This is a genomic window from Dyella terrae (assembly GCF_022394535.1).
In the GTDB taxonomy this organism is placed as follows: domain Bacteria; phylum Pseudomonadota; class Gammaproteobacteria; order Xanthomonadales; family Rhodanobacteraceae; genus Dyella.
Genome location: NZ_CP089414.1, coordinates 3202746 through 3219781, shown reverse-complemented (window position 1 = coordinate 3219781; position 17036 = coordinate 3202746). Strand labels below are relative to the sequence as shown.

General features: G+C 63.3%; 14 protein-coding genes. 9 read left to right on the top strand and 5 right to left on the bottom strand.

The genetic code is table 11. The features are described 5' to 3' along the window. Nucleotides 1–24 precede the first annotated feature (24 nt). The 6 genes from DYST_RS14025 (at nucleotide 25) to DYST_RS14000 (ending at nucleotide 8727) form a co-directional block, all read left to right on the top strand. Nucleotides 25–1074, top strand: a complete 1050-nt coding sequence (locus DYST_RS14025; protein WP_239946308.1) for a LacI family DNA-binding transcriptional regulator — start codon at nucleotides 25–27, stop codon at nucleotides 1072–1074. 87 nt (nucleotides 1075–1161) lie between these two features. Then, the gene (locus tag DYST_RS14020; protein ID WP_239946307.1) at nucleotides 1162–4131 is read left to right on the top strand and encodes a TonB-dependent receptor; all 2970 of its coding nucleotides are present in this window, start codon (nucleotides 1162–1164) and stop codon (nucleotides 4129–4131) included. A gap of 137 nt (nucleotides 4132–4268) precedes the next feature. After that, nucleotides 4269–5720, top strand: coding sequence for a glucoamylase family protein (locus DYST_RS14015; protein WP_239946306.1), 1452 nt, complete (start codon nucleotides 4269–4271; stop codon nucleotides 5718–5720). Between the two features lie 3 nt (nucleotides 5721–5723). Further along, complete coding sequence (locus DYST_RS14010) at nucleotides 5724–7034, top strand: sugar ABC transporter substrate-binding protein (protein WP_239946305.1); 1311 nt, start codon at nucleotides 5724–5726, stop codon at nucleotides 7032–7034. Continuing rightward, the gene (locus DYST_RS14005; protein ID WP_239946304.1) at nucleotides 7031–7909 is read left to right on the top strand and encodes a carbohydrate ABC transporter permease; all 879 of its coding nucleotides are present in this window, start codon (nucleotides 7031–7033) and stop codon (nucleotides 7907–7909) included. The genes DYST_RS14010 and DYST_RS14005 overlap by 4 nt, the downstream gene beginning before the upstream one ends. After that, nucleotides 7906–8727 carry a carbohydrate ABC transporter permease gene (locus DYST_RS14000; RefSeq protein ID WP_239946303.1) on the top strand — a complete coding sequence of 274 codons (822 nt, stop codon included), beginning with the start codon at nucleotides 7906–7908 and terminating at the stop codon, nucleotides 8725–8727. Before DYST_RS14005 ends, DYST_RS14000 begins: the two co-directional genes overlap by 4 nt. A gap of 8 nt (nucleotides 8728–8735) precedes the next feature. Here DYST_RS14000 and DYST_RS13995 read toward each other — a convergent pair whose 3' ends face one another. After that, a complete protein-coding gene (locus DYST_RS13995) occupies nucleotides 8736–9827 on the bottom strand; it encodes an ABC transporter ATP-binding protein (protein WP_239946302.1) in 1092 nt (363 codons plus the stop codon). A 163-nt stretch (nucleotides 9828–9990) separates the two neighbouring features. On the opposite strand from DYST_RS13995, the gene DYST_RS13990 reads away from it, so the two are divergent. Both DYST_RS13990 and DYST_RS13985 read left to right on the top strand, forming a co-directional pair. Then, complete coding sequence (locus tag DYST_RS13990; protein ID WP_239952122.1) at nucleotides 9991–11328, top strand: GH1 family beta-glucosidase; 1338 nt, start codon at nucleotides 9991–9993, stop codon at nucleotides 11326–11328. A 19-nt stretch (nucleotides 11329–11347) separates the two neighbouring features. After that, on the top strand, nucleotides 11348–11767 hold the full coding sequence (locus tag DYST_RS13985; protein ID WP_239946301.1) for a hypothetical protein: 420 nt from the start codon (nucleotides 11348–11350) through the stop codon (nucleotides 11765–11767). A gap of 6 nt (nucleotides 11768–11773) precedes the next feature. On the opposite strand, the gene thrC is transcribed toward DYST_RS13985, so the two are convergent. The 4 genes from thrC to DYST_RS13965 form a co-directional block, all read right to left on the bottom strand. Beyond that, nucleotides 11774–13084: a threonine synthase gene (gene thrC, locus DYST_RS13980; protein WP_239946300.1), complete on the bottom strand. Its 1311-nt coding sequence runs from the start codon at nucleotides 13082–13084 to the stop codon at nucleotides 11774–11776. Next, nucleotides 13081–14058, bottom strand: coding sequence for a homoserine kinase (locus tag DYST_RS13975; protein ID WP_239946299.1), 978 nt, complete (start codon nucleotides 14056–14058; stop codon nucleotides 13081–13083). Before DYST_RS13975 ends, thrC begins: the two co-directional genes overlap by 4 nt. Then, complete coding sequence (locus DYST_RS13970) at nucleotides 14058–15206, bottom strand: homoserine dehydrogenase (protein ID WP_428993914.1); 1149 nt, start codon at nucleotides 15204–15206, stop codon at nucleotides 14058–14060. The genes DYST_RS13975 and DYST_RS13970 overlap by 1 nt, the downstream gene beginning before the upstream one ends. A 96-nt stretch (nucleotides 15207–15302) precedes the next feature. Continuing rightward, entirely contained in the window at nucleotides 15303–15455 is a 153-nt protein-coding gene (locus DYST_RS13965; RefSeq protein WP_158241292.1) for a hypothetical protein, read from the bottom strand. A gap of 281 nt (nucleotides 15456–15736) precedes the next feature. On the opposite strand from DYST_RS13965, the gene DYST_RS13960 reads away from it, so the two are divergent. After that, entirely contained in the window at nucleotides 15737–17002 is a 1266-nt protein-coding gene (locus tag DYST_RS13960) for a hypothetical protein (RefSeq protein ID WP_239946298.1), read from the top strand. Nucleotides 17003–17036: the final 34 nt, after the last annotated feature.

Below are 17036 nucleotides of genomic sequence, written 5' to 3'. Positions count from 1 at the left end.
TACTGACGTGTCCCAGGAGCCGATGTGTCCACCAAGAAGGCCACCATCAAGGATGTGGCGCGCGAGGCGAAAGTCTCGATCGCGTCGGTGTCGCGTGTGCTCAACGGCCTCGGTGGCGTCACCGCGGAAACGCAGGACGCGGTGCGTAAGGCGGCGGCCAAGCTGCACTACGTGCCCGACAACGCCGCACGAAGCCTGATCACCGGCCGCACTCACACCATCGGCGCCGTGCTGCCGGATCTGTTCGGCGAGTTCTTCTCCGAGTTGATCCGCGGTATCGATCTGGCTGCCCGTGCGCGTGGCCTGCACTTGCTCGTATCCAGCTCGCACGACGGCGTGGAAGACGCGGCGGTAGCCGTGCGCACCATGCGTGGCCGGGTGGACGGCATGATCATTCTTTCCGAGTTCGTCGATGGTGCGTTCCTGGAGCAGAACGTGCCTTCGGACCTGCCCGTGGTGTTGCTGGACAGCCCGGTCGACAACCCGCGCTTTCCCGCGATCAATCTGGACAACATCGCCGGCGCGCAGGCGATGGTGAAACACCTGCTCGATACCGGCCACGAGACGGTGGCGTTTGTTACCGGACCCGCTGGCAACTACGACGCGCAGGAACGCGAAAAGGGTTATCGCTCGGCGATGGGGCAGTTCGCGCCCAAGGCGCCGCTCAACATCGTGGCTGGTGACTTCACCGAGGAATCGGGTTATCGCGCCGGCCGTGCTCTGCTCGCGCAGGCGACGCGTCCGCGCGCCGTGTTCGCCGCCAACGACATGATGGCGGTGGGCTGCCTATATGCCTTCAAGGAAGCCGGCATCCGCGTGCCGCAGGACATTGCGCTCGCGGGATTCGACGACATTCTCATCGCACGGTACGTCACGCCTTCGCTCAGTACCGTGAGCGTCAGCATCGCGGAACTGGGCAAGAGCGCACTGCTCCTGCTTACCGAGCTCATGGAAGGCAAGGGCCACGCTGATGGCCCACATATCCGCACCCTCCGTTGCGACGTGGTCGCTCGCGAGTCGTGTGGCGCACAGCAAACCAACGTCGCACCGAAACATCCTCCGGCGCTCGTCTGAGCGGCGGCCTTTGTGGGAGGGGAGAACCAGATGATTTTTCTACGCCAGAAAAGTAAACGTTTACTAGCTGTCGCCATCGGGCTTGCGATGGCTTCTTCCGTGCCCGCCATCGGCTGGGCGCAGAGCTCGGATGCGACCATTCGTGGCCAGGGCCCGGCCGATGTCGACGTGGTCGCCAAGAACACGGCGACGGGTGCCACGCGCCGCACGCACACCGACAAAGCCGGCAGCTACGCGCTGGTGGGGCTGCCGCCCGGCACCTATCAAGTGGATGCCGGTCCGGGCACGGCACGCACGGTCACCGTGACGGTGGCATCGGTATTCACGTTGAACCTGAGCGCGCAGCAGGCCGCTGCCGCCACGTCGGCTGAGGCCAACGCCCAGAACCTTGGCGGCGTGACCGTCTCGGCCACCACGCTGCAGGAAGTGAAGACGTCCGAAGTAGGCACGCTGGTGTCCATGCGCCAGATCGAAACCACACCCGCCGCATCGCGCAACTTCCTGGAATTTGCCGATACCGTGCCCGGCATGGTGTTCACGCGTGACGCCAACGGCAACACCAGCTTGCGTTCCGGTGCGCAGGCCAGCTCCAACATCAACGTCTATATCGACGGCGTGGGCCAGAAGAACTACGTGCTTCCCGGCGGCACCACGGGACAGAACAACAGCCAGGGCAATCCGTTCCCGCAGTTGGCCGTTGCCGAGTACAAGGTCATCACCTCCAACTACAAGGCGGAGTACGACCAGCTCTCCAGTGCCGCGATTACGGCCGAGACGAAGTCGGGCACCAACCAATTCCACGGCGACGTCTTCGGCAGCTTCACCAACGGCCCGATGCGCGCAAAGACGCCTTCCGAAGAAGCGACGGGCAAGAAGGTCGACTCGCACGAGAAGGACTACGGCTTCGATTTCGGCGGTCCCCTCCTCAAGGACAAGGCGCATTTCTACATTGCGTATGAAGGCAAAGAGTTCGACAGCCCTATCACTGTCGTGCCGGCTGGCAATTCCGCCTACTGGCCGAACCTGCCGCAGAACGTCAAGAACGAGCTAGGCCCGGCAAGTCTGCCGTTCAAGGAAAACAACTGGTTTGGCAAGGTGGACTGGGAGCCAACGGACCGCGATCGCATCGAGGTGAGCGGCAAGTACCGCGACGAAACCGCCATCACCGGCATTGGTGAGCAGCAAACGGCCAACACAGCCCTAAATACACACAATACCGATAAGCGCTTCGACATCCGCTGGGATCACAGCACGGACAGCTGGTTCAACCGTCTGCAGGCGACGTATGAGGATGCGTACTACACGCCGACGCCAATCAACACGGGCGTAGGCGCGCAGTACACGGCGTACAACAACCAGAACCAGCCGCTGATTGTCGATGGCGCCTCGCCGCTTTCGTTCCAGAACAAAGGCCAGAAAGGCCCGGCCATTTCGGACGACTTCACCCTCAATGACGTGCAGTGGCATGGCGATCACGTCATCAAGATGGGCGTGAAGTTCAAGTCGGTCAAACTCACGGCGCAAGACGCTGGCGATACCAACGCGCTAGCTACTTATGCGGTGGGTCCGGACGGTACGGAATCCATCCCGTACAAGATCCAGTTCGGCGCACCAGTGCCGGGCCAGAGCCCGGTGGCGACCAGCCGCGACAGACAGTTCGGCACCTACATCCAGGACGACTGGCAGGTGGACGATCACTGGACGTTCAACATCGGCGTCCGTTGGGATTACGAAGAAACGCCCTCGTACCTCAATTACGTCACGCCGGCTTCCGTCATCGCAGCGATCAACTCGCAGGATCCGAACGCACCGACGGGCCAGACCTATGCGCAGACGCTCGCCAAGGGCGGCGTGAATATCAACAACTACATCAGTACCGGTAACAACCGTAAGGCGCAAAAGAACGAGATCCAGCCGCGCCTAGGTTTCTCCAATGATCTATTCGGCGACGAAGAGCACGTGATCTTCGGCGGCTGGGGTCGTTCATACGACCGCAACCTGTACGAATCGCTGCAGATCGAGCAGACCAAGTCGGTGCTGTCGCAGCCGACGATCAACTTTAATACGCCGCTGGTGCCCTGCGCCGCTGGCCCGACTTGCCTGGCCTGGAATCCGGCCTACCTGAGCATTCCTGCCTTGCAAGCGCTGGTCGCCAACAGCACAGCGGGCAAGGAAGTGGACATGATCAACAACAACTTGAAGGCGCCATATTCCGATCAGTTGAGCATCGGCATGCGCAACAAGATCGGCGATTGGAATACCAGCATCGCCTTCGTGAACATCAAGAGCCACGACGGCATTGTCTATACGTTGGGTAACCGCTATCCGAACGGGAGCTTCTGGCAGAACGGCAGTCAGCCGTGGAGCTTCGGCATCCCTGGTTACGGCAGCCTGATCATCGGCAACAACGGCCTGAAGACCAAGACCAACCAGCTCCTGCTGTCGGTGGAGAAGCCGTACACCGACGACTCACATTGGAGTGCATCGTTCGCATACACCTACACGAATGCGGTGCAGAACAACGACAACCAAGATCCCACGGATCAGTACGCATTCGACTACGAGACGATCGGCAAGTACCCGTTCACCGATGCCGCTCTCGCCAAACATCGTTTTGTGGCCACCGGTTCGCTCGATGGCCCGTGGGGTTTCGTGTTTGGCAGCAAGCTGACCCTGGCCACGCCGATTCCGAGTCTCGGACTCCAGTGCGGCTGGGCGACGCCGACGGGTGTGGATAACGGCACGGTCAACGGCGGCGGCTGTTTGAACTTCTCGATCCAGCCTCCAGGGACGGGTCGTTTCCTGGTCGGCGGTAAGGTGTTCGGTTACCGCGACCTCGATTTGCAGGCCACCAAGAACTTCAAGATCTGGGGCAACTTCAACGGTTACGTGCGCATCGACCTGCTCAATGCGTTCAACTGGAATAACTACGTCGACTACATCCAGACCATCGGTACGAACGGACAGGTGACCCGGCGTCAGGTGATCTACAACCCCACCGGCGACATCACCGGCTACCCGCGTACCCTCAAGGTCACCGCAGGCATCAACTTCTAAGTGGCACCCCCCCCAAAGCCGTCAGGACGATGGCAACCACGAGGCCCGCGTTTTGCGGGCCTCTCTTTGAGAGCCCGGTCGATATCGCAGCGCGCAATTGGCTGAGATAGTGGAAGGGTTTAAGAGGGCAACCGATCATGCACAAACGAATTCTCCGCGCGCTCCTCGCAGGCGCACTTACGCTGGCGTCCGGCGTCGCTCTTGCGGCACCGGCGGATGCGCCCGCGCTCAAGTACCAAGCACTACCTAAGGACCAGCGCGCCGCCATCGACGAACTGGAGCACCGCACGTTCCAGTGGTTCTGGGACAGCGCCGATCCGGTGACCGGCCTGGTACCTGATCATTGGCCGGCCGACTCGTTCGCCAGCATCGCCTCGGTGGGTTTTGCACTTACCGCTTATGGCGTGGGCGTGGAGCGCGGCTACATCACGCGTGAGCAGGCGGTGGACCGCACGCTGGCCACACTGCGCTTTTTCAATGACGCCACGCAGAACGACAGCGAAGACGGCGCCACCGGTTATCACGGCTTCTTCTACCACTTCCTCGACATGAAGACCGGCAAGCGTTATTCGCGCGGGGTCGAGCTGTCGAGCGTGGATACGACGCTGCTGCTGGGCGGCGTGTTGTTCTCGCAAACGTATTTCGATCGTTCCTCGGCCAAGGAGAAGCAGATCCGCGCGCTAGCCGACACCATCTACCGCCGCGTCGACTGGACCTGGATGCAGCCCAAGGCGCCGCTGATCAGCATGGGCTGGACCCCGGGCGGCCAGTTCATCCCATCCAACTGGAAGGGCTACGACGAAGGCATGTTGGTGTACGTGCTGGCGCTGGGTTCGCCCACGCACCCGGTGAGCGACGATGCATGGCAGGCCTGGACCAGCACCTATCCCAAACAATGGGGCGAGTTTCAGGGGCGTACCTTCCTCAACTTCGCGCCGATGTTCGGTCACCATTACAGCCACACGTGGGTCGACTTCCGCGGCATCCAGGATGCGTGGAGCCGCGATCACCAGACCGACTATTTCCAGAACAGCCGCCAGGCCACCTACGCCCAGCGTTCCTACGCCATCGCCAACCCCAATCACTGGGAAGGCTATGGCGAGAACGTCTGGGGCCTCACCGCCTGCAACGGACCGGGCGATGCGATGGTGAAGCGCGACGACGGCAGTACGCGCGCGTTCTACGGCTATACCGCGCGCGGCGCGGGCCTCGATTACATCTCTGATGACGGTACCATCGCCCCGACCGCCGCTGGCGGCTCCATCGCATTCGCCCCGGAGATCGTGGTGCCTGCGTTGCTGGAGATGAAGAAGCGCTACGGTGACGCCATCTATGGCAAGTACGGTTTCGTCGATGCTTTCAACCCAAGCTACGACACGGGCACCGCGCCCAAAGATGGTCGTCTTGTGAAAGGCATGGGCTGGGCAGACGACAAGCAGATCGGCATAGATCAAGGCCCCATCGTGCTGATGATCGAGAACTGGCGCAGCGGTTTCGTGTGGAACGTGATGCGCAAGAACCCGTATGTCCGTAAGGGGCTGGAGCGCGCCGGTTTCAGCGGGGGCTGGCTGGACGAGAAGCCACGGTGAGCCATGCCTGATCCGTCACGCCGCGACAACGCAACGACCCGCCAGACGGCATTCCGCCTGCTGGCGGTTGTCGCGCTGTTGCTGGCGGGTTGTTCGTCATCGAAGGATGCGCGCACGCTGACGTTCTGGACGATTGGCCGTGAGGGCGAGGCCGTGGTGAAGCTGCTGCCGGAGTTTGAGCGCGAACATCCGGACATCCACGTGGAGGTACAGCAGATGCCGCTCACCGCGGCGCACCAGAAGTTGCTGACCGCCTTTGCCGGCGACTCCACGCCGGACCTGACTCAACTCGGCAATACGTGGTTGCCGGAGTTCGCCGCGTTGAATGCGCTCGAGCCGCTACAACAACGAGTGGCCACGTCGGCCGTGGTGAAGCCGGACGACTACTTCACTCATATCTGGTCGATCAATCTGATCGATGGCGCACTGTATGGCGTGCCTTGGTACGTCGATACGCGCCTGCTGTTCTATCGCCGTGACCTGCTCAAGGCTGCCGGTTTCAATGCACCGCCGCGCACCTGGAACGAATGGCGGAGCATGCTCGCTGCACTCAGCCATCCTGATCGTGGCGTCTACGGCATCCTGTTGCCCACCAACGAGTACGAACAGCTGATGTCGCTGGCACTGCAGCAGCCCGAATCGATGCTGCGCGATGGCGGGCGCTACGGCAATTTCCGCAGCGCCGGCTTCAAGCGTGCGCTGGCGTTCTACGTGGACACCTTCCGTCTTCGGCAAGCACCGGCTATCACGGCGGTGGAAGCGGGTAATCCGTGGGACGAGTTTGGGCGTGGCGTGTATGCGTTCTACTTCTCCGGCCCGTGGAACATCGGCGAGTTTCGCCAGCGGTTGTCAGCGGATCGAGAGAGTGAATGGGCCACCGCGCCATTGCCCGGCCCCGACGGCGCGGGTGTGGGTGCGGCGGGTGGCTCCAGTCTCGTGGTGTTTCGCCGCTCGGCGCACAAGGAAGACGCCTGGACGCTCATCGAGTATCTGTCACGGCCCGACGTGCAGCGACGCCTCTACGATCTGCTGGGCGACATGCCCGCGCGCCGTAGTGCATGGGACGGCGGCAGCTTGCGCACCGATCCCAAGGTGCAGGCGTTCCGCGAGCAGTTGGAGCACGTGAAGCCGTCGCCATCCGTGCCGGAGTGGGAACGGATCGCCAACGAGATGCAGCTGGTGGCTGCGCAGGCGGTGGCAGGTGAACTGACCGTTGATGAGGCGGCAGCCGAGATGGATCGGCGTGCGGATCGCATCCTCGAAAAGCGCCGCTGGATCCTTGATCATTCGCGTACTCCGGCAGCGTCGCCATGAGCCCGCAACGCGCCGCATGGTGGTTCCTGGCGCCCGCGATGGTGGTGCTTGGCGTCTTCTTCCTGCTGCCGGTGATCGCGGCGCTTGGGCTCAGCCTCACCGATTACGATCTGTATGCGCTGGCGGATATCCGCCACCTGCGCTTCGTCGCCCTGGGCAATTACTGGGATCTACTCCATCAGAAGAAATTCTGGTCGGCGCTCGGGCACACGCTGTACTTCGTGATCGTGGGCGTACCGCTCTCCCTCATGGTGTCGCTGGGCGCAGCGTTGCTGCTCAACTCGCCGCTGGTGCGCTGCAAGGCTTTCTTCCGCACTGCGCTGTTCGCGCCGGTGGTCACCACCGTTGTGGCCGTGGCGGTGGTGTGGCGTTACATCTACAACACCAAGTACGGGCTGTTGAATTACGCCCTCGGCATGGTGGGCATCCATCCGGTGGATTGGCTGGGCGACCCGCACTGGGCCATGCCGTCGATCATCCTGTTCGCGGTGTGGAAGAACTTTGGCTACAACATGATCATCCTGTTGGCCGGGTTGCAGGCGATCCAGAAGGATCTTTACGAAGCCGCACGTATTGACGGCGCATCCGCGCTGCAGCAGTTCCGACATATCACCCTGCCCATGCTCGGGCCGACCTTGCTGATGGTGGGTATCCTCACGGTGTCCGGCTATTTCCAACTGTTTGCCGAACCCTACGTGATGACCGAAGGCGGGCCGCTGCAGAGCACCACCAGCGTGCTCTACCTGATGTACAACGAAGGCTTCAAATGGTGGAACTTCGGCACGGCGTCGGCCGTGGCATTCCTGCTGTTCGTCATCATGTTTGTCGTCACCGCATTGATGCTACGGTTGGGACGCCGGGGAGCAACGGCGTGAATGCGCGCGCAGCCAAGGTCATCATTCACGGCTTGCTGATCGGCGGCACACTGGTGGCCGTGTTTCCGTTGCTGTGGATGCTCGCGGTGTCGTTCATGCAGCCCGGCGAAGCCGGCAGCTTGCCGCCGCCGCTGTGGCCGGCGCATGCCACCTGGCACAACTACGAAGTGCTATTCCTGCGTGCGGGCGTGGGCCGCTATCTGTTCAACAGCTTCGCGATCTCCGCCGCCATCACGCTGTTGTCGCTCGCCTTCAACCTGATGGCCGGCTACGCATTCGCCAAGTTGCGCTTCGCGGGCCGTGAGCGTCTGTTCCAGATGTTGCTCGGCTTGCTGGTGATCCCGGCGCAAGTGGCCATGCTGCCGCTGTTCCTGATGCTCAAGAGTATGGGGCTGGTGAACAGTTACGCTGCCGTGGTGCTGCCTGCGGCGGCCACGGCGTTCGGCATTTTCCTGGTGCGCCAGTACGCGCGCGGCATTCCCGATGAACTGCTGGAAGCGGCGCGCATCGACGGCGCGGGCGAGCTGCGCATCTTTGGCCAGATCGTGCTGCCGCTGCTCAAGCCCATCATGGTGACGCTGGCGATCTTCACCTTCCTCACTGCGTGGAACGATTTCATGTGGCCCTTGATCGCGTTGACGGGGCAGGAACACTACACACTGCCGCTCGGCCTCGCCTCGCTGGCGCGAGAGCACGCGCAGGACAGCGAACTGATGATGGCGGGCTCGGTGGTGACGGTGATTCCCGTGCTGGCGTTGTTCCTTGCCATGCAGCGTTACTACATCGAGGGCTTGCTGCTGGGAAGTGTGAAGGGATGACGGGTCGCTCAGGCGATGCGCGCACCCGAGACCGGGTCGAACATATGCAGGCGATCAAGCGCCAGTTCGAAATGCATCACGCTGCCGGCATCGGGCAGGGTGCTGGGCGCTACGCGCGATACCAAGGTTTGGTCACCGCGACGCAGGTTGAGGAAGATTTCGTTGCCTACCGGCTCGGTGACTTCGAGCACGGCGCTTACCGCCGCGTCGGCGTCACCGGAGGGACGCAGGTCTTCCGGTCGCACGCCAAGCACGATCTCACGGTCGATCCACGGCAGCAGTTCCGGCGCTTGTGCTTCCAACGCGCCCAGCCGCACGTCGCCTTGCGGAGTTTCGAGATGCCAACCGGGGCCGTGGCGCAGCGACCCGCGCAGCAGGTTCATCGCTGGCGAGCCAAGAAACCCGGCCACGAACAGGTTCGCCGGTTGTTCGTAGAGGCGCATCGGCGTGTCGATCTGCTGGATCTGTCCGCCGTTGAGCACCACGATGCGCTGGCCCAGCGTCATCGCTTCGACTTGGTCGTGGGTCACGTAGATCATGGTCGCGCCGAGCTGGCGATGCAGTCGCGCGATCTCCACGCGCATAGACAGGCGCAGCTTGGCATCGAGATTGGACAGCGGCTCATCGAGCAGGAACACGCGTGGTTCGCGCACCAGCGCACGCCCGAGGGCGACGCGTTGCCGCTGCCCGCCGGACAGCGAGGCCGGCAGCGCGTCGAGGCGATGTTCCAGTTCCAGTCGTGTGGCCGCTTGACGTACGCGTTCGTCCACCTCGGCCTTCGATTTGCCACGCAGGCGCAGGCCAAAGGCGAGGTTCTCCGCCACCGTCATGTGCGGGTACAGCGCATAGTTCTGAAACACCATCGCGATGTCGCGGTCTTTCGGCGACACGTCGTTCACCACGCGGCCACCGATGCTCAGCGTGCCGGAAGAGATCGATTCCAGGCCGGCGATCATGCGCAGCAGCGTGGTCTTGCCGCAGCCCGACGGGCCTACCAGCACCAGCAGTTCGCCGTCAGCTATGTCGAAACTCGCTTCGGCCACACCGACATGGCCGTTGGGATAGACCTTGCTGATGCGATCCAGACTCACCGTAGCCATCAACGCCTCTCGCTCTGTGTTGCCGGCGGCCGCGCGAGCCACCGTAGCCGAATGTGGATGCCACCGGTGCACATCCGGGGCGCGCTAGGCTATTCTCAGTATGTAAGCGTTTACATCAAGCCGCAACGCGGCATCAGGGAATTCCTCGACATGACCCAGAGCTATCGCTTTCCCCCCCGGCTTCCATTGGGGTGCCGCGACCTCGGCCTACCAGATCGAGGGTTCGCCCTTGGCCGATGGGGCGGGGCCGAGCATTTGGGAGCGCTTCGCGCACACGCCGGGCATGATGGCGAACGGCGATACCGGTGACGTCGCGTGCGATCACTACCGTCGCTACAAGGACGACGTGCAGTTGATGCGTGCGCTAGGCCTGCAGGGCTATCGCTTCAGCATTGCGTGGGCGCGCGTGCTGCCGGAAGGCACCGGACGCATCAATCCGAAGGGCGTGGACTTCTACTCGCGACTGGTCGACGAGCTGCTGGAAAACGGTATCGAGCCGAACGCCACGCTGTTCCACTGGGATCTGCCAGCAGCGCTGGACGACCGCGGCGGCTGGCTCAATCGCGACAGCGCAAACTGGTTCGCCGAATACGCCAGCGTGATGTACAAGGCGCTGGATGATCGCGTGAAGCGTTGGTCCACACTCAACGAGCCCTGGGTGGTGACGGATGGGGGCTATCTGCACGGCAAGCTGGCGCCTGGTCACCGCAGCAAATACGAGGCGCCGATTGCCACGCACAACCTGATGCGCGCCAGTGGCGCAGGCATCCAGGCGTATCGCGCGCTAGGCAAGCATGAGATCGGCGTGGTGTTCAACATCGAGCCGAAGTACCCGGCATCCAATAGCCCGGACGACATTGCCGCCACGGCTCGCGCACATGCGTACATGAACGAGCAGTTCGCCGACCCCGCGTTGTTGGGCAGTTATCCGCCGGAGCTGAAGGAGATCTTCGGGCCGGCGTGGCCAGACTTCCCCGAAGACGACTTCAAGCTGACGAAACAGAAGGTCGACTACGTCGGCATCAACTACTACACGCGCGCCGTGGTGAAAAACGACCCCGAGGCGTATCCGCTGAAGGCCGTACCCGTGCGCCAGCCCAACGTCACACATACCGAAACGGGTTGGGAAGTGTACGAGCAAGGCTTCACCGATACGCTCACCTGGTTCAAGCAGCGCTACGGCAATATCCCGCTCTACATCACCGAGAACGGCTCGGCGTTCTACGACCCGCCGGTAGCCGAGGGTGACGTGGTGGAAGACCCGCTGCGCACCAGCTATTTGCGCAAGCACCTTCAGGCAGTCCATCACGCCATCCAGCAGGGCGTGGATATCCGGGGCTATTATGCGTGGTCGTTGCTGGACAACCTGGAATGGTCGCTGGGCTTTGCCAAGCGGTTCGGCTTGTACCACGTGGACTTCGCCACGCAGAAGCGCACACCCAAGGCGACGGCGAAGTTCTACACCAAGGTGATCGAGAGCAACGGCGCCGTGCTGGATTGATCAACGAAGGAGCGGGGCCATGCGTCGATGGAACATTATGCTGCATGCCCTGACCTTGTTCTTAGCCTTCTCGGGTGCGGCCGCTGCCGCGTCGCCGACGCCATGCGATGGCGTGGACCGGCACCTGACCGATAGCCAGAAAGCGCAGTGGGCCGCTCCCATTGCCAAACAGTTCGGCGTAGCGAAAGTCGATGTGCTGCAGTCGTTCGCGTACGGCCATTGGCGCATCGTCTACGCGGCTACACATGAGACGGACGAAGTCTTCCTCTTCTATGCCGGCGACCCTGCTACGTCGCGTTACGTGACGCTGTGGGGCGGTGCAGCGATGGAAGATGAAGAAGCCGAGATCCGCGCCTGGGCGCTGAAAGATGCGCCGGGCATCCCGGAGCGTCTCGCTGCGTGTTTCGCTTGGCATGTCAGCAAACACCGGGACATGTAGCCCCGGTTATGCGGTCGGAACGGCGAACCATTCCTTGAGCAGTTCATCACGAGCCGCCATGGGCTCCGCGTGTGCCGGCCTGTCGAGCATCGCCGCGAGCGCCGGTGGCACATCGAGCTGACGGCCGATCAACGGCTCCACTACGCTGTCGAACTTGGCCGGATGGGCGGTGGCCACCACGGCCCATGGCAGCCCGGTAGAACCCATTCCATCGAGCAGGTGTACGGCTGTCGCAGTGTGCGGACAGAACACTTCGCCATGTTCGCGCGCGTGGCGCACGATGGTCTCGCGAATGGCATTGTCGTCCACGCTGCTGGCGTGCAATTGCAGACGCAGCTCGTGGTCGTGCGGAAAGGTCCAGCGCAGGCGCTCGAAGTTGCTCGGGGCACCCACGTCCATGGCGTTTGCCAGCGTGGCGATGGCTGGGCGGGGCGAATAGGGTGAGCCGTCGAAGTAGTCGCTCAGTGTGGCGTTGGCGTTGCAGGCGAGGTGGACCTCGCCCACCGGCAGGCCCATCTCGCGAACCCACACGCACGCCAGCGCGTTGCCGAGATTGCCGGTCGGCACGATGAAATTGAGCGGCGTACGGTGTTCCCACCACCACGCCAGCGATGCATGCGCGTAATAGCTCATCTGCGGCAACAGCCGGCCGAGGCTGATGCTGTTGGCGGAGGACAGAGGTACGCGTTGCTGCAGCTCTGCATCGTTGAGCGCTGCCTTCACCATGCGCTGGCAGTCGTCGAAGCTGCCGTTGACGCGCAAGGCCTGGACGTTGTCGCCAAAGCAGCCCAACTGATGTGCCTGTCGTGGCGACACGCGCCCGTCCGGATAGAGAATCACTACGCGCACGCCGGGCTGACGATGGAACGCCGCGGCCACGGCAGCGCCGGTGTCGCCAGACGTTGCCACCAGAATGGTCAGCGGTGTGTCGTCATCGCGACGAAGGCGGCGGAAGCAGGCGGCGAGGAAACGCGCGCCCACGTCCTTGAAGGCGGCGCTTGGCCCGTGAAACAGTTCCAGTACCGACGCATCGTGCCGGTAAGGAAGTGGGCGCAGCGGCACCTCGAAGTTCAACGCCTCGCGGCAGATCGCCGGAAGTTCGCTCGCCAGCGAAGAACCACGGAAGAACGGATCAAGCAGCGTCGTGGCTGTATCGGCGAGCGAACCGTGCGGATCGAAATCGCCCACATCCCGCTGCGGCAGCGCCTCGGGCACGTACAGGCCGCCATCGGGGGCCAGGCCGGCGGCGATCACTTCCTCGATGCCGGCGGCATGTCGTGCGCCACGGGTGCTGCGGTAGTGCAACGGCTCGATCATGCCGCGTCTTCCTCGTCGACCAGCGCTGCGGCGGGTCCATTGATGGGTGAAACCAGCACATCGCTGGCGAGGCCTTCGGCCGCAAATGCCGCCGACATGGCCGCACCCGCTCGTTCAGCATCCTCGCGTCGCTCGTACCAACCGAATACGCTGGGACCGGCGCCGGAAATACTGGCGCCGAGCGCGCCGTGATCCAGGGCGGCCTGTTTCACGCGTGCGAATCCTGGGACCAGCGGCGCGCGTCTTGGTTCCACCAATACGTCCTTCAAGCCTTCGCGCACCAGTTCGGCATCGCCGCGCTGGCAGCCGGTAAGGAAGAGCGCAAGGTTGGCCTGTTGTGCAACCACGTCGTGCAGGTCGAAGCCTGCGCTGAGCACCGCGCGTGCCTGGCGCGTCTCCAACACCACATGCGGATGCACCAAGGCGCAATGCCAGCTCTCCGGCACAGAAAGGCGCAACAGGCGATCGCGCGTGGACAGCACCAGGCCGCCGAGCAGCATGGGCCCCAGGTTGTCGCCATGTCGGCTGCCACTCGCTACGGCTTCACCGTCGAGTGCAAATCCATACAGCGCTTCGCGTGGTAGCGAACGTTCGAGCAGGGCGTTGGCAGCCACCAGCGCGGCCACGCACGAGGCCGCCGAACCGCCCATGCCGGACCCCAGCGCAATACCCTTGTACAACTCCACTTCAAAGCCATGGCGCAGGCCCAGCGCGCGACGCAGCGACATCAGCGCCGCGCCTGCCGTGTTGCTGGCCGCATCGAAGGGCAGGTCGGTGACAACGCCGTGGATGGCGGCAATGCGCACTACCGGTTCATCAATGCGGCGCACGACGGCGCGATCGCCCGCGCCCGCCACGCTGTGCCCAAGGATATCGAAACCAACAGCGACGTTGCCGACGCTGGCGTAAGCCATGGCTTGTGCGCTTAGCGCGCGTTGCGGGGACATCAAGGATTCCATCAGTTGTGCATTCATCAGCGCACCTCCAGCGATTCGGCGATGCGCAATAGATCGGCGAAAACGCCCGCCGCCGTCACTTCCGGGCCGGCGCCGGGACCTTGCACCAACATCGGGTTCTCACGATAGCGGTGCGTGGTGAACTGTACGACGTTGTCGGTGAGACGCGTGTGCGCGAAGGGATGCGACTGCGGCAATACGGCCAACCGCACGCTGGCGTGACCCTTCGCGTCGAGGCTGGCGACGTGCCGCAGCACGCAACCGTTCGTCTGCGCGTGGGCAACGTGGTGCGCCATCGGTGTGTCGAGCAGGTGCAGGTTATCCATCACTTCGTCCACGGGGAGTGCCGCCAGCTCGCGCGGCACCAGACTCTGCACATCCACGTCGTCCAGCGACAGCGACCAGCCGGCTTCACGCGCGAGGATCACCAGCTTGCGCGCCACGTCGAGGCCGGAAAGATCATCACGCGGGTCGGGCTCCGTATAGCCGAGCGCATGCGCTTCGCGAACCAACGCGGAGAACGGGCGGCTGCCATCGTGGCGGTTGCATAACCACGCCAGCGTGCCGGAGAACATGCCTTCCACCGCGAGCAGCTCGTCGCCCGTGTCGAGCAGGTCGCGCAGCGTCTGCACCACCGGCAGGCCCGCGCATACCGTAGCTTCATAGCGGAAGCGCGCGCCGCCGCTGCAGGCCGCGCGGATCGCGTGCAGGCGTGGCATCGGGCCGCTACCGGCGAGCTTGTTCGGCGTCACCACGTGAATGCCGTTGGCCAGCCACTCGGTGTAGCGCGACGCGACCGCGTCGCTGGCGCTGCAGTCGATCAGCAAGGCGTGACGGCCATCGTTGCCGCGCAGGTGCGCGACGAAATCGTCGAGGTTGCTGGGGCGCCAGGTCTGCGCGCTGTCGTGGCGGCCGTTGAGTTCCGGGTCGTCGATGTCCAGCCACATCCGGCGACTGGCCGCCACGCCGCACAGGCGCAGATCCAGTCCCGCACGGGCGAGGCGCGGCTGCGCGGTGCGCAGCTGGTCCAGCAGGGCGCTACCGACACGGCCGGGGCCGACCAGGCCCACGGCGAGAACGCGCTGGCGCGCGGTGGTCGTCGGCAGCGCAACGGCATGTGGTGGTAGCGACGGTTGTTCGAGCGAGGGTGATGCGACAGCGTTCACGGTGGCCTCCAAAGGTGGTGGCCCGTGCTCGTCGAGGGGAGTCGGAGTGTGCGCCGGCCCGCCTCATCAGAGGGCGGGGCCGTTTGCGTCAGGAACTTATTCGCGCACGGAGACCCACCCCGACCTGGTGGTAATAGTGGTCGTGGTGGTGGTCAGGGTGGCGAGGGTCAGTGCACCGGCGAACAGCGACGCGCGCCCGGTGGAAACCGGGTGCTGGAACATGCGTGCTGGCGCAATAAGCGGCGACATGGTCCCGACCTTAGGGCGATTGCTGCACTGCAGTCAACAGGTACGTTTGAAACCATGCTGGGGCGATGCCGTCGCGCCTAGCCATGCGGCATGCCGAGTCCATGCCGATTCTGAGCGGGTTTGCGAGGCGTCGGACGCCGGATGGCCTGAACCTCGACGTGTCTCAATGAGGTCCATAGAATTGACCGGATATTCGATTCTCGGTAGCGACGTCGCCCCGAGGATAGGGGCGTCGTTCCCGAGGCGTCCAAACTTTCATGCGGTTATTGCTGGGCGGGGATATGCAAGACAAGTTGCTGACTGTCGTGGTCTATCTGGCCATCGGCGCCTACATCGTATTCCTGCTCGCGAAGAACCTCTGGGGGGGAGACGCGACATCGAAACCGCTGCGATTTCGGTGGTACGCCGTTGCTGGCATTGTCGCCGTATCGATCTTCATCGTGTTCTCTTCCCCGTCTTCCAGTTGGCTGGCTGTAGCGCTCGCAGGCGTGTCGGCGTTGGCATGCACCGTCAACCCCGCCGGGCGCGAAAGACGGGTGGACTGGGCATCGGCAGGCGTGTTGGCGGCGGTTTTTTGCGTGGCTGCGAGTCTGGCGTGGTGGCGTCGCACCGGGCCGGTCATTGATATCTCATGGCGAGAGCAGTTGATTGTTTCGCTGCTCCTGGTAGTGGGTACCAGGTGGTTCCTGCGTAAGGGCGATGGTGAGGATGGTGGAAGGCTTGCGTGGAGCCTTGTGCTCGCTGTGATGGCCCTTGCCGCCATCGTTTCCCTGTTTTCTACCGGTCTTTATGAAAACGCGTGGATGCGCTGGTTGAGCTGGCACCACTGGGGTGCCTACATCGGGCCGGCACAGCTGGCCTTGCTTGGCGTGCCTGTTCTTCATGACATTCCGGTGCAGTACGGCGTCGGTCCCACGGCCCTCGTTGCGCTTGCCTGTGGAAGGAACTGTTGGCACGGCATGTATTTCCTGGCTGGCGGCCTGAACCTGCTGTACTGCGTGTTGCTGGCACTCGCAGGGTTTTGCATTGCCGGTGTCAGGCGAGTATCCGGGCAGATGGTGCTGATCGCGCTGTCGGTCCTGCTGTCGGTCATTGTGTGGACCGCGTATCCGGCCAACCTGGGCTCACCCATGTTGACGCCGTCGGTGGTCGGATTGCGCTTTCTGCCTCTGGCCCTTCTTGTTTTTGCGCTGGTCCGGCGCATGGATGCACCGCAAGGGACGGTTCCCGCTCCTGTGCTCCATGTGCTGTGGCTGCTGGGCGTCCTATGGTCCCCGGAGAGCGCCTTCCAGACGACACTGGTTTGGTGGCCTTTCCACGTCTGGATGAGTACGTGCACTGGTGGCGCGGACGGCTCCCGCCTGAGGCGGTTCTTGCTGGCGAATGTCCGGCTGTGTGCCTGGCTGGCGGCAGGTGTGTTGATCTTCCTGTTAGCCTACTGGTCGATTTATGGCGTGCTGCCGCGCCTCGATGTCTATCTTGCGTATGTGGAACATCCTCCCGGTGTCATCCCGGTCAAACCCTTTGGCGCGGTGTGGTTCTTCTGAAGTGTTCTGCTGGCGGGGATGCTCGGCCTGCGGG

What these genes read in the sequence shown, in the direction of transcription:
- DYST_RS13985 (WP_239946301.1), top strand. Translation starts at nt 11,348, where the DNA reads ATGCGTCGATGGAACATTATGCTGCATGCCCTGACCTTGTTCTTAGCC.
- thrC (WP_239946300.1), bottom strand. Translation starts at nt 13,084, where the DNA reads ATGATCGAGCCGTTGCACTACCGCAGCACCCGTGGCGCACGACATGCC.
- DYST_RS14020 (WP_239946307.1), top strand. Translation starts at nt 1,162, where the DNA reads ATGGCTTCTTCCGTGCCCGCCATCGGCTGGGCGCAGAGCTCGGATGCG.
- DYST_RS13995 (WP_239946302.1), bottom strand. Translation starts at nt 9,827, where the DNA reads ATGGCTACGGTGAGTCTGGATCGCATCAGCAAGGTCTATCCCAACGGC.
- DYST_RS13975 (WP_239946299.1), bottom strand. Translation starts at nt 14,058, where the DNA reads ATGAATGCACAACTGATGGAATCCTTGATGTCCCCGCAACGCGCGCTA.
- DYST_RS13960 (WP_239946298.1), top strand. Translation starts at nt 15,737, where the DNA reads ATGCAAGACAAGTTGCTGACTGTCGTGGTCTATCTGGCCATCGGCGCC.
- DYST_RS14010 (WP_239946305.1), top strand. Translation starts at nt 5,724, where the DNA reads ATGCCTGATCCGTCACGCCGCGACAACGCAACGACCCGCCAGACGGCA.
- DYST_RS13965 (WP_158241292.1), bottom strand. Translation starts at nt 15,455, where the DNA reads ATGTCGCCGCTTATTGCGCCAGCACGCATGTTCCAGCACCCGGTTTCC.
- DYST_RS14015 (WP_239946306.1), top strand. Translation starts at nt 4,269, where the DNA reads ATGCACAAACGAATTCTCCGCGCGCTCCTCGCAGGCGCACTTACGCTG.
- DYST_RS14005 (WP_239946304.1), top strand. Translation starts at nt 7,031, where the DNA reads ATGAGCCCGCAACGCGCCGCATGGTGGTTCCTGGCGCCCGCGATGGTG.